The 23,688-nt window shown below is 42.5% G+C and carries 18 protein-coding genes and 3 pseudogenes; 11 read left to right on the plus strand and 10 right to left on the minus strand.

Features of this window, described 5'->3' with window-relative positions; all coding sequences use genetic code 11:
- From L4D76_RS19625 to L4D76_RS19635, 3 genes are all read right to left on the minus strand, one after another.
- On the minus strand, positions 1–517 hold a 517-nt coding region (locus L4D76_RS19625; RefSeq protein ID WP_428442578.1), incomplete at its 3' end, for a hypothetical protein.
- Positions 518–1,252: 735 nt separating this feature from the next.
- Positions 1,253–1,480 carry a hypothetical protein gene (locus tag L4D76_RS19630; protein WP_428442579.1) on the minus strand — a complete coding sequence of 76 codons (228 nt, stop codon included), beginning with the start codon at positions 1,478–1,480 and terminating at the stop codon, positions 1,253–1,255.
- A 441-nt stretch (positions 1,481–1,921) separates the two neighbouring features.
- Positions 1,922–2,782: a helix-turn-helix transcriptional regulator gene (locus tag L4D76_RS19635; RefSeq protein ID WP_428442580.1), complete on the minus strand. Its 861-nt coding sequence runs from the start codon at positions 2,780–2,782 to the stop codon at positions 1,922–1,924.
- A gap of 224 nt (positions 2,783–3,006) precedes the next feature.
- On the opposite strand from L4D76_RS19635, the gene deoC reads away from it, so the two are divergent.
- The 8 genes and pseudogenes from deoC to L4D76_RS19675 all read left to right on the plus strand — a co-directional run bounded on the left by deoC (position 3,007) and on the right by L4D76_RS19675 (position 11,694).
- Positions 3,007–3,708 (plus strand): deoxyribose-phosphate aldolase, encoded by a 702-nt coding sequence (gene deoC / locus L4D76_RS19640; RefSeq protein ID WP_428442581.1) that lies wholly within the window; start codon positions 3,007–3,009, stop codon positions 3,706–3,708.
- Between the two features lie 65 nt (positions 3,709–3,773).
- Entirely contained in the window at positions 3,774–4,685 is a 912-nt protein-coding gene (locus tag L4D76_RS19645) for a ribokinase (RefSeq protein WP_428442582.1), read from the plus strand.
- Between the two features lie 21 nt (positions 4,686–4,706).
- Positions 4,707–5,207 carry a D-ribose pyranase gene (gene rbsD, locus L4D76_RS19650; protein WP_428442583.1) on the plus strand — a complete coding sequence of 167 codons (501 nt, stop codon included), beginning with the start codon at positions 4,707–4,709 and terminating at the stop codon, positions 5,205–5,207.
- A 78-nt stretch (positions 5,208–5,285) separates the two neighbouring features.
- Positions 5,286–6,689 carry a sugar porter family MFS transporter gene (locus tag L4D76_RS19655; protein ID WP_428442584.1) on the plus strand — a complete coding sequence of 468 codons (1,404 nt, stop codon included), beginning with the start codon at positions 5,286–5,288 and terminating at the stop codon, positions 6,687–6,689.
- Positions 6,690–6,750: 61 nt separating this feature from the next.
- Positions 6,751–7,902, plus strand: coding sequence for an L-threonine dehydrogenase (gene yiaY / locus L4D76_RS19660; RefSeq protein ID WP_428442585.1), 1,152 nt, complete (start codon positions 6,751–6,753; stop codon positions 7,900–7,902).
- A 133-nt stretch (positions 7,903–8,035) separates the two neighbouring features.
- Positions 8,036–8,728: pseudogene (locus L4D76_RS19665) on the plus strand (IS6 family transposase).
- Positions 8,729–8,973: 245 nt separating this feature from the next.
- Complete coding sequence (locus L4D76_RS19670) at positions 8,974–9,492, plus strand: hypothetical protein (protein WP_428442586.1); 519 nt, start codon at positions 8,974–8,976, stop codon at positions 9,490–9,492.
- Positions 9,493–9,501: 9 nt separating this feature from the next.
- Positions 9,502–11,694: a beta-glucosidase gene (locus tag L4D76_RS19675; protein ID WP_428442587.1), complete on the plus strand. Its 2,193-nt coding sequence runs from the start codon at positions 9,502–9,504 to the stop codon at positions 11,692–11,694.
- 48 nt (positions 11,695–11,742) lie between these two features.
- On the opposite strand, the pseudogene L4D76_RS19680 reads toward L4D76_RS19675, so the two are convergent.
- The 5 genes and pseudogenes from L4D76_RS19680 to L4D76_RS19700 all read right to left on the minus strand — a co-directional run.
- Positions 11,743–11,955 (minus strand): annotated as a pseudogene (locus L4D76_RS19680) (IS4 family transposase); the annotation flags it as partial.
- A gap of 9 nt (positions 11,956–11,964) precedes the next feature.
- Positions 11,965–13,113: pseudogene (locus tag L4D76_RS19685) on the minus strand (IS3 family transposase).
- 322 nt (positions 13,114–13,435) lie between these two features.
- On the minus strand, positions 13,436–14,410 hold the full coding sequence (locus L4D76_RS19690) for a ParB N-terminal domain-containing protein (RefSeq protein ID WP_428442588.1): 975 nt from the start codon (positions 14,408–14,410) through the stop codon (positions 13,436–13,438).
- Positions 14,410–15,672, minus strand: coding sequence for a ParA family protein (locus L4D76_RS19695; protein ID WP_428442589.1), 1,263 nt, complete (start codon positions 15,670–15,672; stop codon positions 14,410–14,412). Before L4D76_RS19695 ends, L4D76_RS19690 begins: the two co-directional genes overlap by 1 nt.
- A 194-nt stretch (positions 15,673–15,866) precedes the next feature.
- Positions 15,867–17,666, minus strand: coding sequence for a tetratricopeptide repeat protein (locus tag L4D76_RS19700; protein WP_428442590.1), 1,800 nt, complete (start codon positions 17,664–17,666; stop codon positions 15,867–15,869).
- A gap of 424 nt (positions 17,667–18,090) precedes the next feature.
- Here L4D76_RS19700 and L4D76_RS19705 point away from each other — a divergent pair, with 424 nt between their 5' ends.
- Positions 18,091–18,261 carry a hypothetical protein gene (locus tag L4D76_RS19705; protein ID WP_428442591.1) on the plus strand — a complete coding sequence of 57 codons (171 nt, stop codon included), beginning with the start codon at positions 18,091–18,093 and terminating at the stop codon, positions 18,259–18,261.
- Positions 18,262–19,406: 1,145 nt separating this feature from the next.
- Here the strand turns inward: L4D76_RS19705 and L4D76_RS19710 are convergent.
- Positions 19,407–20,396: a GGDEF domain-containing protein gene (locus L4D76_RS19710; protein ID WP_428442592.1), complete on the minus strand. Its 990-nt coding sequence runs from the start codon at positions 20,394–20,396 to the stop codon at positions 19,407–19,409.
- Between the two features lie 830 nt (positions 20,397–21,226).
- Between L4D76_RS19710 and L4D76_RS19715 the strand changes: the two genes are divergently transcribed.
- The gene (locus L4D76_RS19715) at positions 21,227–21,838 is read left to right on the plus strand and encodes a ferric reductase-like transmembrane domain-containing protein (RefSeq protein WP_428442593.1); all 612 of its coding nucleotides are present in this window, start codon (positions 21,227–21,229) and stop codon (positions 21,836–21,838) included.
- A 75-nt stretch (positions 21,839–21,913) separates the two neighbouring features.
- On the opposite strand, the gene L4D76_RS19720 is transcribed toward L4D76_RS19715, so the two are convergent.
- Positions 21,914–22,999 (minus strand): quinone oxidoreductase family protein, encoded by a 1,086-nt coding sequence (locus L4D76_RS19720; RefSeq protein WP_428442594.1) that lies wholly within the window; start codon positions 22,997–22,999, stop codon positions 21,914–21,916.
- Positions 23,000–23,066: 67 nt separating this feature from the next.
- Here L4D76_RS19720 and L4D76_RS19725 point away from each other — a divergent pair, with 67 nt between their 5' ends.
- A complete protein-coding gene (locus tag L4D76_RS19725; RefSeq protein WP_428442595.1) occupies positions 23,067–23,522 on the plus strand; it encodes a MarR family winged helix-turn-helix transcriptional regulator in 456 nt (151 codons plus the stop codon).
- Positions 23,523–23,688 lie beyond the last annotated feature (166 nt).

Raw genomic sequence — 23,688 nt, forward strand, 5'->3', positions numbered from 1 at the left:
ATATGGTGAGTTTAACGTCCTTCTTTTTGCCATCTTTAGACTCAACGACAAAGGCAACATCAGTGATGATCCGCTTACCAAGCAGCGCAACCAAATTAGAGGATGCAGGATCTTCCATCGTTTTGATCAAAGAGGCATCCCAAAGTTTGATCGCATGCTGAAGAAAATGTCGCGGTCCATTGTTCTTTTGGGTGGGATAATACCGATCAGTATAATCCGACGCCTTCAAGGTCACCGAACGGTACTTTAATGGCAGGTACTCTTCCCCGCTCTCTAATGCCTTGATAAATGACTCATTTTCCAATAAATCCATTGGGTAAAGATTTAGGCTGTCAGAGGTGAACTTGTACATTCTTAGAGCATGGCTATCTAGGGACTCAAACGTTTTCAGCAACGAGTTCGAATAACGTTGGATGCCATTTTTCTTGTCACCCTTATAGTTATGTTCAAACTGTGCAAGGCGCTTTCGCTCTGTCGTAATAACTTCGTTGAGTTTTTCTTTAGTATCGATATCCATCTTCTAGTAATTTTTTGATCGTTAAACTTTGGTCAGTATACCTATTTATACTGTCACTTACTGCAAAAATACACCTATTTTCACTGTCACTATGGTGGAGTGTGATCTCGATGCTATACCTAAAAAATGACAAAAATTGGCGGTATTACACCTAGGAAAGTGCAATACTTTTCAATAATACACCTAACTAGTAGCATTTATTTTACGATTAAGCGTTACTAAACAACAAGTTAACACCCTACAAGTAAAGTAAAGTGATCTATATAAATAGATCGAGATCGTTAATTAAAGTAGTTATAAGTACAACTCTGTTGTATGTGATTTTTTTATTGTTTTTCTATACAAAGATCACGTTAGTACTGTACCTATTTTTACTGTCATCAAATACCATAAGATCCCTATTTTTACTGTCATTGTGTCTCTTAACCATGACGATAATACACCTAAAAAAATGCATAAAAACACCATGACGCACCTAAAAATGTGCAATTATTATCGATAACATACCTAAGAACATGCAACATCTTGATATTAAACTATTAAAAAACAATATGTTAGATAGCGCTAAGTAAAGTAAAGTGATCTATCTAAATAGATCGAGATCGTTATATAAAGTAAATATAAGTACAAACGTCGTTTGAATTTTTTGTTTATTGATCTTTAAGATCACTGATGGATCAATCAAACATCAGACACTGGCGCTAGAGAGCATTCGTAACTCGATACCCAGTAATATCACTGTGGCTGCACCGTCAGCTTCATAGTCAGGGATGACAGTTCGTTAATGGCTTCAAGTGTCACCTTGTCATCGATCGCTTCCGGTCCTATGTTGAGGCCTGTCAAGATGAATTTCTTCGGCCTACTGGCAATATCTTCAAAATACTGCTCAAGATTTGCCCTCAACCGAATAGGCTTTAACCATTGGTTACGTTCCATCCCCCACCATATTGTAAGTATGCTCATTCAAGTCCCACCCATCTTTGAAGCCTTTTTCTTTGAGTATTAAGGCACACCTCACCACTGCCAATGTTTCTCCACTTCTGCTGGTACGGCAAGATATTGTTCAGCCCAGGCATTTCAATCTCTTTTTTGAAGCCAGAAAAAATACTTAATATCCAATGCCTGTGATGTGCATCAGCTCCGAAATTAGTTAACCCAATAGAGAGTGACATGATTGTTAATCACAATAGCTAGCAAATTCTGGAAGCCATCGACACCATTATCCGCGAGCTCAATGTCCGCCAGCCACACCATGAAAACGTTCAAGTATGCATTGGGCGTGAATTTCTCGACGTATGTGATCCCGCGGCTTAAAGTGCAGTATTTTCGCCGTACTCGCCATTGAGCTAAAAATTTTTTGCAACAGAGCCCCAAAAAGCCCTTAATAAAAGGCAATGTATTGTTTTATCTGTTTTGTTCTAAGCGCTCGTTTTCCCTGAACAGAGAAGGGCTTATTCCTACCGTTCGTCTGAAATCTTTTGAAAAGTGAAGTGGGTCTTTATACCCAACTTGATAGGCAATTTCAGAAATACTCTGCTCTGATTCCACCAGCATTCGTCTAGCTTGTGTAAGACGGTAATTCTTCAGCCACTTTTGTGGTGACTGATTAAACGTTGACTTGAATAACCGAAACACCTGAGACTTACCGACTTGGCAATATTCAGCAAATCTAGCTATATCCCAATCTTCTGAATAATGACTATGTATCGCGTATATCAAACTTGTCAGCCCACGATGTTTAACAGGGTCTTGCGTTATCTTATCTGGTTCGCTTCGTATCTCTAAAAGCATTACAAGAAGCTCAGATATAAGTTTATCGCAGGAAATATCAGATAGCAGAGTGTGACTTTGCATCTGCTCAAATATGCTTTCGAATATCTGGCAAACATGATCTGTGTCATCAATCAAGAATGTTGGCTGCTGCGGGACTTGAAGAAAATCTACTATATTATTTAGCTTGCCGCCATCAACTCTAAACCAATAAATCTCCCAAGGACGTTTAGAGTCCGGGCAGTGAAAGTGCGTTTCACTAACCGGTAGCCATACCAATTGTCCTTTGTGGATATAGTGCCGCTTACCTCTAAAATCTACCCACCCTGCCCCATTGATACAGTAGATAAATTCATGACCAACCACCGAACGTCTATTAATTCTGTGATCTATATCGGTAACAAGATGACCGGCTCTAAGGACTCGATGGCTACATAGAGCTGAGAAGTCTAATGACTCTCTATAAAAAGACTTAATTGTCTTTGTCTTTGGCATTTTTGATCTTCTATGTTTATCGATAATGAGTTTGTATCACATTAAGGTGCTGTTTTATCAGCGCATTTCATTTAAATTAGACGCTCGTCACAAACACTGTGGATGGGAATTCTGTCCATGTATTGAGTAGTGGTGTGTATTAATTAGTAGCGTTGCTAGAGATATATTAAGCGCAGGTCATTAAGGCACTATTTATAAAAGTCCACTATTTAGGAGTTATACACATGATCGATTTTAACGATCCAAAGCAAGTTGCCAAAGCTATCCAGTTCACAAACGTAAATGCAGAGCTAACTAAGAACGAGTTAATTGCTCACCTAGATATCTGTAAAGAATTCAACTTTGATGCTGCGATGATTGCTCCTTGCTGGGTAAAAGTTGCTAAAGAATACCTAAAAGGCACTGGTGTTCGTGTTGCGACTACTCTTAACTTCCCACAAGCGAACGACACTACTGCAATGAAAGTTGCCCTAGTTCATCAGCTTGGTACAGAAGGCACTGACGAGTTTGATTTCCCGCCAAACCCAGGCTTCTTGCTGAGCGGTATGGAAGAAGAATATTTCCAAGAAATCAAGCAAGTTGTTGACGCTGCACACTCTTACGGCATGAAAGTTAAAGTTATGCTTGAGTTTGGTTTTCTACCAACTGACGAGCTAAAAATCAAAGCAACTCAACTTTCTATGAAAGCTGGCGTTGATTGGGTTAAGCAGTCTTCTGGCTGGGGCAAAGGCGGCTGCGCTGCAACTGAGCATGACGTTCGCATCCTTAAAGAAAACATCCAAGCACCTTGTAAAGTTAAGGTTTCTGGCAAAGTTAACACTATTGAAAAAATGCAGGCTATGTTTGAAGCCGGTGCAGAGCTTGTAGGTACTAGCTCTGGTCCTGAAATCGTTCGTCGTATGACTGGTGATATTAACGCTTACTAAGCAAACCTAATGCCGCGTACCTATTTTGCGCGGCATTTTTTTATTAAAATTTTAAGGATGTGTAAATGAGCGTATTCATTTTAGGTAGCTACGCAAAAGCATTGGTAATGACCGCAGATCGCATTCCTCTTGTTGGCGAAACTTTAATTGGTGAAGATTTCCGTCAAACATTTGGTGGCAAGGGTTCAGACATGGCCGTTCAAGCTGCTCGTCTTGGATCAAAGGTGGTTTACTCAGGTGTTATTGGTGATGATGCATTCGGTAATGAATTTCAAGACCTGATGAAGCAAGAAGGTATCAATACAGAAGCTCTTCGCGTAACTAGCGAACTTGCTACTGGCGCTGGCTTTATCGTTAAAGACAACAAAGCACAAAACGTTATCGTTGTTGATATGGGCGCAAACAAGCTATATAGCAAAGAGGATGTTTTCGAAGCTAAGCCATTAATGAACGACTGTAAAGTTGCACTTGCTCAGCTTGAAATCCCATTAGAGACTGCACTATATGGTCTAAAGATTGCAAAATCTCTAGGCAAGAAAACCATCTTAAACCCTGCCCCTGCTCGCGATCTTCGTGGATTAGATTTGTCTGACGTTGACTATCTAACACCAAATGAAACAGAAGCCCGAGTTGCTTTAGGTCTTGAGCCTAATGCTGATATCTCAGATCGCGAAGTGGCTGACAAGTTATTAGAAACTGGCTGTAAGTTTGTTGTTATGACTTTAGGCAGTGATGGCTCTGCGGTATTTACCAAAGACGAAACGATTATTGTCCCACCATGCAAGGTTGATGTAGTTGACAGCAACGGTGCAGGAGACAGCTTCAATGCTGCGCTTTCGGTGGCGCTTTCAGAGAATATGAATATTAACGAAGCTATTAATTTTGCAAATGCAACTGCGGCTTTATGTTGTAAGGATTGGGAAACCGTCCCTTCATACAAAAACCGAGTTCAAGTTGAAGAATTTATGGCGAAATAAACTCCAATAAAGGAAATAATAATGAGAACTGAAAGAATCCTACACCCAGAATTATCTAAAGCGCTGGCAACTCTAGGGCATGGCGACATCGTTCTAGTAACTGATGCTGGCTTCCCTATCCCAGCCGATGCAAACCGTATCGATTTGGGCTTCTATCCTGGCATGCTAGATGTTTTGGATATTCTTCGTGTTTTGCGAAAAGAAATTTTTGTAGAAAATATCAAATTTGCACCAGAAGTTCGTGACGTTAACGGTGAACTTTACAAGTCAGTGCAAGAAATCTATACCGGTCATGGCGCTGAATTCACAGCCGTATCTCATGAAGATTTATGTAACAACATCGCTCAAAAAGCAAAAGTTGTTATCCGCTCAGGCTCATTTAATCCGTGGGCTAACTTTGCAATGACAGCAAGCACTGACCCATTCGCATGGTTCTCAGAAGAATCTAAAGTTAACCCTCTTCCTGCATACATTGAACGTCGAAATCGCATCACCAATAACACTAAGCCATCACTGAAATAATCGAAAACACATTAAAGATTAATGGTACAGCCATATTGTAGTCTGTGGCTGTACTTAAATTATTCAATGGAGTGAAAGATGAATACAGTAAACTATAAACTAGCCCTCATTGCATCTATTGGTGGGCTTTTATTCGGTTATGATACAGCGGTAATTGCTGGCGCAGTTCAAAACTTAACTGCGTACTTCTCACTTACCCCTACAGAAACAGGGTGGGCGGTTTCATGTGCTCTTGCTGGCTGTATGATTGGCGGCCTTTTTGGGAAGGTGCTAACTGATAAACTTGGCAGAAAGAAAACTTTAATAATCACAGCATGTTTAATTCTTATTTCCGCCATCGGAACTGCCTTACCAGATAATCTAACAACATTTGTGATCTTTAGGGTCATAGGCGGCCTTGGTATTGGTCTTGCGTCACTTGCTGTCCCTGTATATATCAGTGAGATATCAGCCAAAGAAGTTCGTGGCAAAATGACGGCTCTTTATCAACTAATGATTGCGCTAGGTATGCTAATTGTTTATATCGTTAACACCGGCATATCAGAAATGAGTCCTAGCACTGAATGGGCTGTTAGCCAATCTTGGCGCTGGATGTTTGGATCAGAATCAATCCCCGCTCTAATTTTCTTTGTTCTACTTTTTACCATTAAAGAGTCTCCGCGATGGTTGGTTAAAAACAACCAAGAGCATGAGGCTGCTAAAGTCATTCGCGCAGTTAATGGTAACGAAGCTGATGCTGAACAAATAGTTCGTGAAATCAAGGCGTCATTTAACGATGAGCACAGCGACGACAAGAGTGATTCGCTTTTCTCAAAGCGAAATAGAAAAGTTTCACTAATCGTAATTGCAACGGCTTTTATCGTTAACTCAGTAGGTGTAAATGCCGTCCTTTATTACGGTAATGTTCTTGTTCAGAATATCGGCATAGCAAATGCACAAACAGCATTTTGGCAACAAATAATAGTAGGCGTTGTATTTTTGCTAGCTGCTGTATTTGCTGTTTACAAGGTTGAGGCTTATGGACGACGACCGTTACTTATAATTGGTAGCGCAGGGTGTGCGATAAGCATACTTGCACTTGCTGCTATGATTTACTTGGGCGTTCAAAGCCCGTTTATGTTCGTGTTAATCTTGATTTATATTATGCTTTTCGGAGCATGCGTTGGTCCAATATTCTGGGTTATGCTTCCTGAGTTATCACCTAACTCAATCCGTGACAGACTTGTATCCGTATCCGTTCTCATGGTTTGGTTCGGTAACTTTCAGATTGCTCAAACATTCCCAATGATGAATGACAATCCATACCTGATTGAAACGTTTAACGGTAGCTTTCCATTTATCATTTATGGAATATTCGCAATTCTATATCTAGTGCTAACAATCAAGTGCATACCAGAAACAAAAGGTAAGTCACTTGAGCAAATAAGTGCGGAGATGAGAGGCGAAGAAACTAACCTAACAACGGCTAATAACTACAACTAGCCCAATTAAACGAGCGGCGAGAATGCCGCTCGATCAAATCAAAAAATAATAAGGATTTAAAATGGCAACTACAGCATTCTTTATGCCGTCTGTAAATATCATGGGCGCAGGCTGTCTAGCTGAAGCTATAGACGCAGTAAAAGGCTATGGTTTTAAAAAAGGTCTTATCGTTACCGATAAGGTTCTTAGCAAGATGGGCGTTGCTGAAAATATCAAAGCTGAGCTAGCGAAGCGTGACATCGATACAGTAGTTTTTGATGGCGCACAGCCTAACCCTACTATCGGCAATATTCATGATGGCCTAGCTATTCTTAATTCAGAAGAATGTGACTTCATCGTGTCTCTTGGCGGTGGCTCTCCACATGATTGCGCCAAAGGCGTAGCCATGATCAAAGCTAATGGCTGTACTGTTAATGATCTTGAAGGTCTTGATCAGACAGAGAAACCTATGTTCCCGCTAATCGCTATCAACACAACTGCGGGTACTGCATCTGAAATGACTCGTTTCTGCATCATCACTGACGAAGAACGTCATATGAAGATGGCTATTGTAGACAAACATGCAACTCCGTTAATGTCAGTTAACGATCCAATTCTTATGACTAAGAAACCTGCAAACTTAACAGCTGCAACCGGCATGGATGCACTTACTCATGCTGTTGAGGCTTATGTTTCTATTGCTGCTAGCCCTATCACAGACGCCGTTGCGCTTAAAGCTATCTCTATGGTTCAAGAGCACCTTCGCACTGCGACTCACGAAGGTGATAACATTGAAGCGCGTGAAGGCATGGCTTATGCACAATTTATGGCAGGAATGGCTTTCAATAACGCCTCTGTTGGTTATGTTCACGCTATCGCCCACCAGCTAGGTGGTTTATACGATCTGCCTCATGGCGTTCTTAACGCTATCTTGCTTCCTCACGTTGAGCGATTTAATGCAAAAGCATGTCCAGAGCGTATGCGTGATATCGCTGTAGCGATGGGCGTTGATATTTCTAGCATGTCTGTAGAAGAAGGTGCAGAGGCAGCTATCGAAGCAATGGCGCAGCTTTCTAAAGATGTGAATATTCCGGTTGGTCTAAAAGAGCTAGGCGCTAAAGAAGAAGATGTGGCCAAACTTATTGATCAGGCACTAGTAGATGCATGTGCGGCTACTAATCCAATTCAGGCAACTCACGAAGAGCTATCGGCAGTATTGCTTGCTGCGTTCTAAGTAAATTTTGCCTACTAAAGAGCGCCTTATGGCGCTCTTTTTGTATCCGTTGTATTTGAACGGGAGTGAGGGTTGTGTCGCAAACTGAAGTGGTGGGTTATGATCTCCGTCAGCACTCATTACTTTTTGCATTATGACTATCAACTTTTCTGGTCGCCACTTTCCTTCCGCCATCATCCTTAAAATTGTTCGCTACTACCTTGCATATAAACTGAGTTATCGTGAAACCGAAGAGATCATGGTTGAGCGAGGTATCCATATTGATCACTCAACCATCAATCGGTGGGTCATCCAATACGCCCCGTTACTGGAACATCGTGCTCGACAAATGAAAAAGCCAGTCGCATCATCTTGGCGTATGGACGAGACATACATTAACGTCAAAGGTAAATGGAAGTATTATTAGCGGGCCGTTGATAAATACAGCAATGTGATTGATTTTTTACTGTGTGACCACCGAGATGAGAAAGCAGCTCGCGCCTTTTTCAACAAGGCGATAGGCTATAACGGCTTACCTGAAAAGGTGGTGATAGATAAGAATGGTGCGAATGCGTTAGCGCTGCATAATATCAACGTCCAACTCTGGTTGACGGGAAGGATGCTCAACCTAATTGAAGTGCTTCAAGTTAAGTATTTGAACTACATAGTCGAGCAGAGCCACCGAAAAGTGAAAGGTAAGATGCATCAGTGCCAGGGATGGAAATCTGATGAAGGAGCCAAAGCAACCCTCGCTGGCGTGGAGCTGTGAACGATGATAAAAAAAGGACAGCTCGACAACCCTGAAGGCTTATCTGTTTGGGAGCAGTTTTACGCGCTAGCAGCCTAATTGTATCTGAAAATCAATACGCTTGTACTTCTTCATAACTTTGCGACACAACCGACAATGGCTGCCTTTGTTTTATTGAAGTGAGACTGAGCACTCAATTAACAAATAGCGGATAGGGTTTGTTAAATATCGTAATTGTTGAACTAATTCTATAAGCGCAGGATTAGATACAGATAAACCACATTCTAGTCTGATTTCAATTGGTTGGGCTTAAATACCTCACTCTTACCTCTGAGATAAATATCATGGATATGACTGATAAATACGAAGCTCTAGTTCTTAAGGGCGCTAAATTCCAAGTAATGATCAACGCAACAATTAACGCCCTAGTTCCGGCATTGACTCTTAGCGGTGTGTACATGACTATCATGGGGGGAAGTGGCATGGTTGTTGATTTCCTAATCATGAACTTCTTCCTCATTTTCTTTGTGTTTCTTTTTGCTCGCAAAGAGGTTGCGGATTGGGGTGCAAAAAACAACGCTCATGGCGTTTGGTACAACGAAACAAAACATAAAGATTTGAAAAAATACTTACATCGAGGCTTCTTCAAAAACTTCTTGTCTATTTTCGTTCGCTACAACATTACTATGGCTCTTCCTGTAATCGTTGCATGTGGCTTTATCTACCCTGAAGCCGGGATTCCTATTGCTCACTTTGTATTTATCAAATGCGTTTACTCAGTATTTTTGGCAAATAAAGTTGCAACTCTAGGTGGCCGCCTAGGTTCTATTGATCCTAAAAGTATTAAATTAGCTCAGGCTTAGGGTGGAAAAATGTTTTACGAAAAAATTGGCGCAGATAAAGAATTCTACGAAGAAAAGGCAAAGCTACTAGTATCTAAAATGACGCTGGAAGAAAAATGTCACATGCTTTCTGGCAACTGGGATGTTTTTGGCAATGTTAAAAAGGGCGATGCGTATAACCCTGTACCAATCAATACATTTGGCTGTGAGCGTCTTGGTGTGCCACCAATTGGCTTCTCTGATGGCCCTCGTGGTGTTGTAATGCAAGGCGGCACTTGTTTCCCAGTATCAATGGCTCGCGGTGCTTCATTTGACCGCAGCTTAGAAGCTGCAATCGGTGATGTAATTGGTAAAGAGGTTCGCTCTCACGATGGCGGTAACTATTTTGCCGGTATCTGTATTAACCTACTTCGTCACCCTGCTTGGGGTCGCGCTCAAGAAACTTACGGTGAAGACCCGTATCACGTAGGCGAATTTGGCTTGCAGCTAACTGAGCAAGTTCAACATAACGGTGTAATGGCATGTCTTAAGCACTACGCTATGAACAACATCGAAAACTCTCGTTTCAAGGTTGATATTACAGTTGATGATCGCTCTCTTCATGAAATCTACCTACCTCACTTCAAGAAATCTGTAGTTGAAGGCGGCGCAGCATCTCTAATGGGTGCATATAACAAAGTTCGTGGTGATCAGGCGTGTGAAAGCAAGCTCCTTAATACTGATATTCTTCGTGATATGTGGGGCTTTGAAGGCTTCATCTCTACTGACTTCTTCTTCGGTACTCGTGACACCAAGAAGTGTTTAGAGTCAGGTATGGATGTTGAAATGCCCCTTCCTATCCACTACCACAACGTTCTTCGTGACAAAGTTAACTCTGGCAAAATTGACGTTAAGTATGTTGACCTATCTTGTGAGCGAGTTGTTCGCACCGTTCTTGCGTTTACAAACAAAACAGACGAAATGAACTATGGCAGTCACATGCTATACAACCAAGACCACATTGCGTTGTCTCGTCGTGCTGCTGAGGAGTCTATGACTCTAATTAAGAACGAAGGCAATGTTCTTCCGCTTTCTAAGAAAATCAAAAAACTTCTTGTTGTTGGTAACTTTGCTATTACACCTAATACCGGTGACAAAGGCAGTAGTGCTATTAACTCTGGTCGCTCTACTTCACCTTTCCAGGGCTTAATTAAATATTTTGGTGACACAGTAGAAATCACTCACTGTTTAGATACTGAAGTTCAAGAAGCGAAGAAGCATGCTGGCAAAGTTGATGCCGTTCTTATCTTTGCAGGCTGTGATCACACTGACGAAGGTGAATATCTTGTTCCTGACGAAGATGTGAGACTTGGTCCACTAATGTGTAAGGCATTCGAGAACAAAGGTCAGAACCTTAAAGGTAAATTCATAGAATGGTCTGCTGGCAAAGCTGAGAAGTTCATTGAGGCTTCAGACGAAGAAGGCAAAGGTGTTGGTGGTGACCGCGTAAAACTTGGTGTTCGCAGTTCTCAGGCTAAAATGATCCGTGAAATTGGTCGTATCAACCCGAATACAGTGGTTAACATTATTTCTGGCTCGATGATTATGACTGCTGAGTGGGATGATGCAGCGCCAGCTATCTTGATGAACTGGTATGCTGGTGAGGAAGGTGGTAAAGCGCTTGCTAGCATCCTATTTGGTGATGTTAACCCAAGCGGCAAGCTTCCATTCACTGTGCCTTACAGCGAAGCGCATTTGCCTCATTTCGAACCTAACTGTAAAGAATTTACTTACGACTTCTACCACGGTTACTACTTGCTTGATAGAAATGGCATTAAGGCTATGTATCCATTTGGTCACGGTCTGAGCTACACAAACTTCGAAATCAGCAACCCATCTTACGAACTGTTTGATGATCGAATTCGTGTAACCACTGACGTAACTAATACCGGCCTTGTTGACGGTAAAGAAGTTGTTCAAGTTTACGCTGGTTACGCTAAATCTTCTGTTGAGCGTCACAAGAAAGAACTGAAAGGCTTCGAGAAAGTATTAGTTAAAGCTGGTAAAACTGAAACTGTAACGGTTGATGTGATGCTGAAAGAACTAGAATACTTCTCACCGGAGAAACAGCAATTTGTATTCGAAGATATGGATTACGAGCTGTACGTAGGTAACTCTTCAAAGGAGGAAGCTCTAGTTAAACTAGATGTGGCTATGAGCTTGAAAGATAAGATTAGCGCATAAACAATATCAAATCATCTTAACTTTAGCGCTCCTTTGGGGTAATGCCGTTCACTTAAAGTGAGCGGCATTTTTATTTCTAGCATATCGTTGTGGTCTTGGTTTTACCGCTTGAGGGAAGGTTCTCTTTCTTTTGGGAGCTAATATTAGGTGCTCTGCCATACTATGGATGTACTTAAATTGACGAGGAATTGCGCCTGGCTTTGAGTAAGGTCGGCTAATTAAAAGGCTGGTTATTTGTGCTAGGGAGCCATTAAAACTCAACTATTCTGGTCAAGCACAAATGGACACCTGACTTTGTGATTTTTCATAGTTGATTGGTGTGAAATCAACAAGCGTTGTATGCAGCCTTTCATGATTGTAATACCGTATGTATTCTTCAACATATTGCTTCATCGATTCACGCGTCAGATACACGATATTCAATAACCACTCATACTTTAAACTGTCAAATAAGAGCTCTACAACGGCATTATCTAAACAGGCACCAACACTACTCATTGAAGCGGTAATTCCATGTTTTACTAACAAGCGCTTAAATTGTTTACATGTGTATTGGGAGACTCTATCACTATGGAACAGTAGACCTTTTTTGGGTTGGCGCAACGTGATGGCCATTTGCAATGCGCGTTCAACTAGAGTCACGGTCATACGCCGAGAAATAGACCAACCGATAATACATCTAGAGTGCAGAGCCATAACGATAGCCAGATACATCCAACCCTGATTAGTCCTCAAATACGTCACGTCACCAGCCCAAGCTTGATTGGGCTTCTCAGGATTAAACTTTTGATTCAGAAGGTTATCAGCAACACTGTGGCTGTTCTTACGCTTCGTAGTTACCTTGTAAGCTTGACGCTGAATTACCCTTAATCGTAACGAGCACGATGACGACCAATGCTAAAGCCTTCCTCACGTAATTTTTTAGCTAACTGACGAGAACCTAAACTACCTCGGCTACTCTTAAAATAAGCGTTTTGCAGATCGATATAGATTAAGCTCTTATTCGCTAATAATTTTAGCAGGTCGCCTTAACCAATCATGAAATGCACTGCGGCTCACTTGCAGTACATTACAAAGCAAGTTTGTAGGATATTTAGAGCGGTTTGCTCGAATATACCGACACTTTACTTCATTTCTTTCGCGAAGAAGGCAATGGCCTTTTTAAATGTTTCTTTTTCCATACGCAGTTGTTTTACTTCTTTGCGAAGCGCTAATAGCTCAGTTTTTTCATCTGAACTAACGGATGAGTTTTCTTGTTCTTCAGACTTCTGCTTCCAGGTATCAGGTATAGAGAAGGTTGGTTTTGATACCTAACGCATCAGCGGCTCCCTGGACGGAGTAACCTTGGTCGGAGATCAAGCCTAAAGCTTCGTCATTAAATTCTTTGGTATTACTTCTGTACTGACGTTTAGTATTCATACTCACCTCGATTGATATCATATTATCTACAATCAAGGTGTCCAGATCGATTAGACCAGATCAGTGCTGAAAGGCTTGACCAGTCAGGATTATCGCTAGTTGCAGTGAGAACTATTGATATATTTGTGTACTCGTAATCAGTTTGGCACTAATCAAAAATTCCCATGCTTGCTTCTTCCCGTTTATCAGCTTGATATGGAGGTCAGTATCACTTGACCATCACAACAAACACGAATAAAAAATACACACCGTTGCGGGTGTGTGTTTTTTAATCACTTTAGAATGTTTTTGCTTTCAGTGCATTCACTCGTGTTTATGCTTATTAAGCCAGAGCCTCGACAACGGCCTGCTTAATTTTCGCTTGCAGTGCTTCATCCAAGCCGGCAAGGTTGATCACAGCGCTCTTGCTGCTCTTTTGCTTCCACTCGACTTTCTGCTTGGCAGTACTGCCGTTCCAGAGCGTCTCGGGTTCGACTTTTTTACTTACCGTGCGTTTCTTGGTATTTAGTTGGTTGAAGCTGCGGTTCAGTAGGTCAAAGCGCTCGTTTGCACCAAGGCTGTCCGGGACTGCACTGCCGACATTCTCCAGGTATCTCTCATGCAGCTGTTGGGCCTCGACAGGGCTTTCCGTTAGCGCATTGTTAAGCGTGACCATTTTGTTCATCACACGGGCGCTGATCTCATTGCTGCCCATCACCGACCAGAAAACCGGTGCCAGGGTGATCGCGTTGAGGTAGCGTGACATTAACGTCTTATCAACACCTTCGTCATCGGCAAATAGGCTCTGTGTTAGCGCTGGTGTCTCTTCTCTTAATTTTTCCAGCTTGTTAGAGAAATAGTGGCCCCAGTCAAGATAGCTGAACGCCTTTCGCTTGTCTGACTGCAGGACGATATATTCGGCATCCTTCGGGTCAATTTTGGAATCACTGACATCAATGCGAAGGGGAGCGTCGGCTATATCCGCACAGGCCATTCGACGTGAACCATCGACCACATACACCAAGCCATCTTCACCTAGGTAGCCGATTGCATTGGTGATTTGATTGCCGTCGGCAATCCCTTCGTAAATATCAGCCAGTTTATCGCGGGTCAGCTCTTCCGGGCGGCGGATATTGAGGTGATCAACCCGTACATGCTTTTGGATCTCTTCACTGCCTTTGTAGGAGTGGAGTCTTAGCATAATTTCTTGGCCAGACGGTAGCTTGATCCTGTTCGTTACAGGTTTCGCCTGGGGCTTAATTCCTGACGTTCCACGATTGATACCATTAAAGCCAGTTGCTTTTTTATTCCTATTCATTAGTTAACCCGTCCGGAAATTTTCTTGATGTTGGCCATGACTTCTTCATAAACAGCCCTGGTCGATACCACTGCATTGTCGTAAGCCGACACAGAGGCATATTTGTTGTCGCGGGATTCGGTTTTTTGGATGTCGAAAATGCTGCGGTTTAAGTTATCCGCAGCCAGGAACAGCTCAGAGTGCTTGATCGAATTCGAGCACAGGTGCTCGACAAACGAACGGATGATCATGTTGGACGTCTGTTCGACCTGCGGACTGTTTGAGTCCACATTGACACGCAGGCATTTGAACATCTTTAATTGGTCACCACCGCTAGGTAGCTGGCGGATACGGTCCTTGATAAAAGTGATAAAGTTCTTCGTCGATAGGTAGTCCAGCTTGTGTGGTGTGACAGGTAGTAGCAGGAAGTCTGCAGCCTCAAGGGCTGACCAACAGATCGGGCTATCCTGTGGCGGAGTATCGATAAAGATAATGTCGTAATGGTTTTTCAGGATCGGCAGGATGAAATTACGGAGCTCCTGCAGCAGTTCTGCTTTGCCCTCTTCATCGAGCTCGGCATAAATGTCGCTGAATACTTCATCTTCAGGGAAGGCTGAGAACACATCGAGGTTTGGCAAATGCGTGTTGAATGCCGCCCCCAATACAACCTCCTCTTCCGATAGGCCGTAGTTTTCTACATATTCGTTAAAGGATGGGGTGTATTTTCGCAGTGCGATATCCGCAATCGTTAGGTAAATCCCATCGTCATCTTTTGGCTGTGCCTGCAGACCTGCTGAACCCTGTGGGTCAAGGTCAAGGATACACACTCGGGCATTGAGGTTGAGATCCAATGCTGCGGCCGTGGCCAATGATTTTGTGGTCGTGGACTTGCCCGTGCCCCCTTTGTGGTTCTGGACAGAGATGACGCTGGATGTGAAGTCGTCACTGTATTTGCGGTGGCCAAGGTTGTCGAGGATAACCTGGACATCAAAGCGGTTATAAAGGAAAGACTTGCCTTGTTGGATAGCCTCGCCAATCACCTCTTCTTCTTCCAGTGCCGCCACTCGCTTGTTGAACGTCTTGGTCGATAGATTGACGATTTCGCGGATTTTGGTCTTGTTTAGTGAATGGTTGTAGATCAGGCGGTCTACGCCTTCATCAAGCTCGCTGTCGGTTACATTGATACGAGATTTTTCATTGATGATGTCTTTCAAACGGACATCTTCATTCTGCATGCGTTCTGAGCAATCATCCAGTGCCAACAATACATCCATTTTTATCATCCATTTAACTAAAGAATATGTAATGCGATGATAATAATGACATTTCCACGTTGAAGCAATGATATCTGTATTTTATTGTGGAATGTTGTTGTCATTGATTGACGCCAAGGGATAACGTGGCACTTTTTTGCCTTTTCCATGTTTTTATAAGCTATTGATTTTAAACTGTTGTACCCGTACAACACCTCCGCTGTTTACTGCTCCTGGTTATTGCGGTCGTTTGGTAGTTCTGTCAGCTTATTTTGCCAGTACAGTGTTGTTTCTTTATCCTTTTCGATATGCTCACCATCCTGGTAGATGTCAATGAGCGACTCGATGGCCTCGCGACTCCCTCGATTTGCTGCTTCGGTGTACAGTGAAATCGCAAATGCGCTATCTGTACCTAAATTAGTTTTATCTAGATAGTAATCGGCTTCATCAGTGAGTCCTGATGTCGTAGTCTCAAGGGCCAGATTTAGCCACTGGGTTGCTTCTTCTTGGTCTGGGCTTGTTAATTTGCCCTGAGTGTAGGCTTTATGTAGGGCGATCATGGCATGAGAACTCCCTTTTTCAGACCAATGTCGGTAATGGCGGATGGCGCTGGATAGACTTTTTTCAACGCCGAAGCCGTGCTCAAGGCAAGCGCCGACAGTGAGTATGCCCCACCCATCTTTAAACTCGGCCGCTTTTTGTGCCCACAAATAGCATTTCTTTGGGGCTTTGGCGGTGCCGATGCCATGTCTATAACAATTAGCAAGATTATACATTGCTATCTCGTTGTTCTTGTTCGCTGCTTTTTGATACCACTTAAAAGCCTTGTTAGGATCTCTGTCCGTTCCGATGCCTGACTCAAAATAGACACCAAGCTCAAACATAGCGTAGTTCTTACCTTGCGCTGCGGCTTTTTGAAGCCACTTAAATGCATTGCCACAATCTTTGTCTACGCCTCTACCTTCTGAGTAACAACATGCCAAATTGAACATGGCTTTGGTGTCGCCTTGCTCAGCGGCTTTTTGATACCAATTGAAAGCTTTGTCACAATCTTTGGCAATGCCTGTTCCATCTGAGTAACAACATGCCAAATTGTACATGGCATTGGAGTGGCCTTGCTCAGCGGCTTTTTGATACCAATTGAAAGCTTTGCCATAATCTTTGTCTGCGCCTGTACCAAAGAAGTAACAACATCCCAAATTGAACATGGCAGATCTGTTACCTAATTGCGCTGATTGTTCTATGAATTTCATAGCTAACTTGTCGTTTTTCGTGACCAGTTCTCCAGACTTAAAGCTCAGCCCCATATTTAATAATGCCTCTGCATCATTGAAGTATGCCTTATCAACCAATGTCTCAAGGATAAATATTTTGGCATGTTCATTGTTGTTGGCCGCCTTCATTATCATCGAGACGGCCTCGTAACTTAAATCCCCAGTATTGATACGGCGCAATGCCTCAATATACATGGCGGTATGATCACCCTCTTCAATACGTTTTTTGATCGCTGTATGGTATTCCACGCAGCGAGAGAACAGCCGGTGTTGGTGGTCAACACTAATGAATTCCAGTTCTGAAAAGGTGTGCTGGGTAATGATTTCCATGAGACTGGATTCAACAGACATGTTCTCCAATTTATCGGCGGTTTCCTTTGCCTGCATGGCATCCTGTTCGGCACTGAGCAGGTGCTCATTCAATTCGGAAGTCTTTTCTTGTTCTTTATGCCAACGGTATTCGAAAATCATGCGCTCGACGTAGGGAGTGATCATCTCGGCTGAGGTGTCGTACCACTCGGAATCGCTATTTGTCGATTTGTGGGAAATAACGGTGAAAAACTGGCCTAGATAGTGATGGAGTTTAGTTTCCAGGTCTTTATAGGCTACTTCATCTACTTCATATATTTTTACTAATTCATAAAAGGGGTTGTCGGTACAGGCCTTATTTTTCCGCTTATTTTCATCAATCGTTGAGCCCACCTTGCACCCCCGCTGGTCATCTCCGATATAGATAATTGCCGTTCTCATAACCGAACCCATTTATTAACTCACGATAATACAGAGTGTTGCACAGCCTGACTGAGACAGTGGCTTAGATATTAGACAGAGTGCCAACTCGTCTAGTTGATCTCATTTATCTATATTAAGAAGTCTGCGTTGCCAATAATACCTCCATCACTGGGATACACAGGTAATTCCATCTTCCTCTGTGTAGCATTAACATTGACAATCACTTCTTTAGTTTCTCCCTGCTTGATAGTGACGCCGGCCACGCTGAACTTGAACGTGCACAGGCACAGGCTGCAGGTAGCCGGTGCACGCCCTTGAACAGTGCCATTGTCCAGTTGTACTCGTAGCTAATTCCTGCCCCACCCCACTGGTGCTGGTTGCCCCAGTGAAAATTGTTGCTATTGTTGTTGCCGAACGGTGAAGTGGTCGTCAGGTAGATATCGTGGTTATCTTCACCGGAAGTTGTGGTTTGGCCAAGTTTGTTAATCAGGCTCAACCCGGCAAAGATATATTGATGGTAATTGTTCTTGGGAATAAGCCAGGCCTGTTTGACCAGGTTAGTTTTACTGTCAGTCCCGGACGATATGGTTCATTTGGTTCTGTGTGTCTGTAAAACGGTATTCGATAATATCAGCCAATGTGTTGCCGAAAGTTGGAGGGACAGTAGTAAGACATTACCTAAGCGCATGACCATTCCCGTTGCAATATAGCTTACAGCAACTGTATACAGTTTGAGGAAATTGACACCTAATTTGCGAAGCCATTTTCTCTGCTTAATTTACCTTTCTATTTTTTATACAGTACAGTCGGTAAATGGTGTTTTACACACACAACATCAAATAAATGATGTTTTGCATGGTATAGCCGGTAACTTCAAAGTGATTAACGTCTTAATGGGCTTTACAACGAACCGCAGGCGTGAAAACTGCAAGGCGAATAGATGTGTAAGGACAATATATTCGCTCGTAGACAATAAAGATTGCCCGTAGCACGTAACATTATGATTCAAAGATTATTTGGGGTGTTAAAAGCTCTAGCGATGATATATCACTGTGAGCGATAGAAAGGACTAAGGTTTACCCTATCTCTCTCAGTTTGGGACATTATCGAGTTAAAGTTAATGGCCTAATGACGTCCTTTGTCATAAGCAAAAGTATCTCATTCCAAGCAGTATTTACCTCAGCTACCAACTTTGTGATACACACTAAAACGCTCGCTAACGGGAAGAATGAGCGAGCGTAATGATTTTTCATGATAGTCAAATAATCTACTAGAACATGAACCGCTTATTTTCGAAATATGAACTCAATAGGAATGAACACATACGTCCAGAGAAATACTAGTTTAACTAGACAGCGAATTGCCTATCAGACATCAATTGTAGTGCATCAGACTTGACCAAACAGTCACTGCCAGATCGAGGCTAAAAGGTGACACTGCTGGTTGGCCTTCTATTGCCTTCTCTAATCGAGTCACATTCCCGAAAGCGGACATATCTCATGGAAACAGCGAAGGGTGCTTCCGACACACAGGAGACATTTAGGGGCGGTTTACACAAGGGTCATACTCTCAGCTACGTAGTTCCTTCAGAGCGGACATGGGCCGGGAGTATGGGTTGGGCAGTTCTCGACCCATAACTGACATTGATTTCGCAGAGAAAACACAACCAAAAGGCAAGCTACGAGTCGAGAAGATCCGCCGTAGCATAATTGATTGCACGCCCTGTTAGCTGGCAGATTCCAACTGAACAAATTCAATTTATTGATTTTTCAGTTTGGAGGCACGTTTCGCAGCATACATACTTTGATCGGCTTGTTGGATCAGTACATCTGGGGATACATAATCATTTGAACCTGTCTGAGCGTAGCCAATACTCAGTGACAGATCTTTCTCATTCTTATGTAGCTTATCAGTTATGCGTCGTCCATAAATGCTCTTTGCTTGGTCTTTTGTACAGTTGGCAAAAATGATACAAAACTCGTCACCACCATAACGAAAGGAGTAATCCTCTAGCCTCGTAACGCTCTTAATAGCTTTTGCCACAACAAGCAGRATTTCATTTCCGCGCTGATGGCCAAGGGTGTCGTTGATTGCCTTGAAGTCATTGATATCGATATAAACAACCGTCACAGGTTCTGAACGCCGTTTCGCGCTACATAAGACATAAGTGAGTGTTTCGGTCAGAGTCAGGACATTCAATAACCCCGTTAACGGATCTTTTGTTGCCATTTTCTGTAAGCGACCTACTACGGTTTCGCGTTTGGATTCATACACATGGGCCATTGCCCAGATCGCTGCGGCACAGAGCCCAAAGTTACCCAGTACAATCCAATGCACCTCGGGATCCTGTTGCCAAACCCGCCATCCAAGAATACCTAATCCCAAAAAGACACAGATTGTAGTCATCACCATTCCAGTTCTGCGCCCTAACAGCAGGTAGGATAAAATAGGAAAAATAAAAATCCATGCAAATAATCCGGATCGGAAACTAGAAATAAAAATACCAAGCAAAACAAGACAATAAAAGGTAAGCAGGTAGGCAAAAGACCATCGTTGTAAATGTCGGGTTGTTTTAACAATACTCAGTATGCCGCCCCACAGGCAAACCACAATTGCTTCAATCAAAGCATAGGCTTTATGCCCAACTATCCAATTAAAAACACCGAAGAAGCTTGCAGACAAAATGGTGAGGATAAGTAATACACGTAATATTGATCGGCGGAATTCATACTCATCTGGCATTCGCATTGGATATTCCTTTATTTTATTGACCTATCATCAGCAAATATACCAACGGCACAGCTCATCGAGTAACCATAATAAAACTATCATAATCAGGCGCCTTTTTCGGTTCAAGACTTCGTTAACATGGTTACCCTTTCCTACGAACGGAACTAGATCTGCATCCTCTAGCCCCTGTAGCTCAATGTATCTAGGTTACTATGCTTCATGGAGATATGGTTTGAAAAGTGTGCATTTAGTTCCAGCTTTTTATATTGTGATATGACGCTTGTTGGAGAACGTAGAGACGTTGTCTGACATTAGGAAAATTTCGCAAATTGCATGCGAGCATTAACTCTATCAAGGAAAGGAACAGAAATAAGTTAGACCTTTAGCTCTAACTCGGGCGTATCGGATAAGGGAATGTATCTCAAACCACCAAGCATACGCCGAGACTATCGCTGTTCTGATTCACCGTGGAGCGCTCGCAAACGGGAAGAAACGGGCAAATCAATTCAGTGATAAGAAAATATTATATGCAGATATAATGATTGGGTATTGTGTTCGATAATTTTAAAAAAGTGGAACTTTCAACATTTGTAATCAAAAGTAAATTTGTGGTAAATAGCGTATCTGCATCTGACATGCTAAGACTGTACTTAACTTTCAAGCCAGATAGCCTGTTTTAGTCACTGTAAGCTTCTAACCTTGGCGCTTCATACCAAATAATTCTCAATAAGCCCATTTTTCTATATATGGCAATGCATTCATGAATCCTACATGAACAACGCCTTAATGGTTGGTTAAGTTGCAATCCTTTATATTCTTCCCAACATATTTCCTCTTGGGATTCAATAATGAACAAGCGAATCGCTTTCATCTCAGCTTTTCTAATAATGCTTTTCGGTATAAACACTTTATTATCACTACCGGAGAACATTGATTCTGCATTTATCAGGCATCAACTTGTCATGCTTTCTGGTTTCTTGACTTTTGGCTATATGAGCATCGCCATGATTTTGTCTATCAAGTCTGCATGGCTAAAGAAAAAGCTTAATGGCTTTGGTAAGATGTATCGTCTTCATAAAGATTGTGGCATTGCGGCAACTGTAACTTTAATCGCCCACTGGGCATTGGCTAGCGACAGAACAGTTAATTCAGGGTTATTTGACCATAGTTTTCAGCGAATAGGTTCTAATATTGGTGAGATTATACTGTTCTTGTTCCTGCCTTTCGTGGTCATAAGCATGACAAGTATAATAAAACGAGATTGGTCTAAGTTAATACATAAACTTGGCGGCCTTATCTTTGTTGCAAGCGCATTGCACTCCATTCTCCTTCTAGACAATGGCATGTCACAGCTAGTGTTAAATCTTTGTGTTGCGATAATGACTGTGGTAGGAACTTATAGTGCGTGGCTGTCTCTTACAGATCGAATATCTCCATCCAGAAAAACTAAAATAGCATAATACTCATCAAAACGCCTAAAAGGGGAGTCTATGACGCCCCTCTTTCTATGTATATTATTTATGTGTGGATATAATTTATAACCACGGATCCAACATCACTTTTCCAACCACTTTATGCTCTTCTACCAGTTGATGCGCGGTTTGAATCTCGCTTAATGGCAAAATAGTGGCAATGGCTGGAGCGATTTTACCAGCAGCAAGCATCTCTAGGTAAACACGTTGATCATTTAAACGAGAGCCTCGAATACCTAGGATGGTCATTTCTTTTGCGACCAAGTCCATAATGCCCCATGGAAGACCACTGGAAGTGACATCCCCTCCAACAGGACACAAATTGCCTCCTAAACGCAAAACGTCATACGTCAACTGTTGTAGGACTGGGCTACCTGTATACTCAATAGAATGCTCCACTCCTTGTTGATGAGTAAACGCCATGATCTCCTTTCGCGCTTGCTCAGGCTGATTTGGATCCACCACTAGATCGGCCCCAAGCTCTAACAAGGTTTGACGTTTCTCTGCATCACGACTAGTCGTAATCACAGAAGCTCCGACTAATTTCGCCCATTGCAAGGTCGCATAGCCCATACCGCCAGAAGCGCCAGTCACAAATACATACTCACCCACCTTCACTTTGCAGCGATCCACAATGATACGGTGACTGGTTGGATAAGACCAAGAGCCTGCGGCCGCATTTTGGTAGCTCACATTGTCAGATAGTCGCATCCAGTAGTTTTCTGGGCGAGCAATAAATTGTGCGTTGCCCCCTTTCATAGCATGCCCCGGATAATCTAGGCCAACAGATAAGTTTCCTAATCCTCTGATTGCATTGATGTCATCTATTTTTTCAGGATGTACTAAGCCTAACACGCGGTCGCCAACAGCGAATTGAGTAACTTGGTTACCAACAGCTATCACTTCACCAGCTGCTTCTCGTCCGGGTTGTTGCGGTAAAGGGTAAGCTTTACGACCTGGTAAGCTTTTCCCCTCAAATTTTTTTAATAAGTCGCCATTACGGTATTTAATATCCCAGCCTGAAACGGCTGTTGACATCACTTTGACTAATACATCGTGATCACCGACATTGGGCATTGGGTAGTCGCCATATTGAAGAACGTGATAATCACCACACTCATTAATTCGAACTGCTTTCATTGTTTGCATCTCTACTTCCTTCGCACATAATGTCAATCATGATTAACATAATCAACAAACAAAGGTGATGTCAACCATGATTGACAAAGAGGGTGCGATTTTTTTAGAGTCGAACGTAAAGGGCTTAATGCAAGAGTGCATTACGGCGATGAATATTAAGATGGCAAAATGGCGAGAAGATACTGAGTTTGCGACTCTTCGCGAGGGGGATATCCGTGTCTTTGCACAGCTTCGCGGGCAACCTTTTACTGTGTCTCAATTAGGCCGTCTAATGGGGATCACCCGTCAAGCCGTGCATCTCGCCGTACAGCGCTTGCAACAAGAAGGCATGGTTAATTTGGTGGATAGCCCAGCAGATAGAAAGCAAAAAATAATTGAAATCACAGAAAAAGGTCAACGTTTTCGCCATCTCGTAGCCAAACACCTACAACATCAAGAGCAGCAAATTTGCCAACAATTAGGTCAAACGACTTTTGATACATTGCGTGACGCTTTGTTGGAATTGCAGTCCTTTTATAAACAAAATGGATAACTTGAACCCCACATTTGGGTAAGCCTGTACTTGTTATCAGACGCGCAAGCGCTCTTGTTTGGTTTGTGCAAAATTATGCAGACTGGATACATCAACAAAAAGATAGGTCTTTGCACGTGTGGGAGTTTGTTAGCGTTGCTGACTTAAAGGATCACTCCTCATCACG

It is taken from the genome of Photobacterium sagamiensis (genome assembly GCF_050337085.1).
GTDB lineage: Bacteria > Pseudomonadota > Gammaproteobacteria > Enterobacterales > Vibrionaceae > Photobacterium > Photobacterium sagamiensis.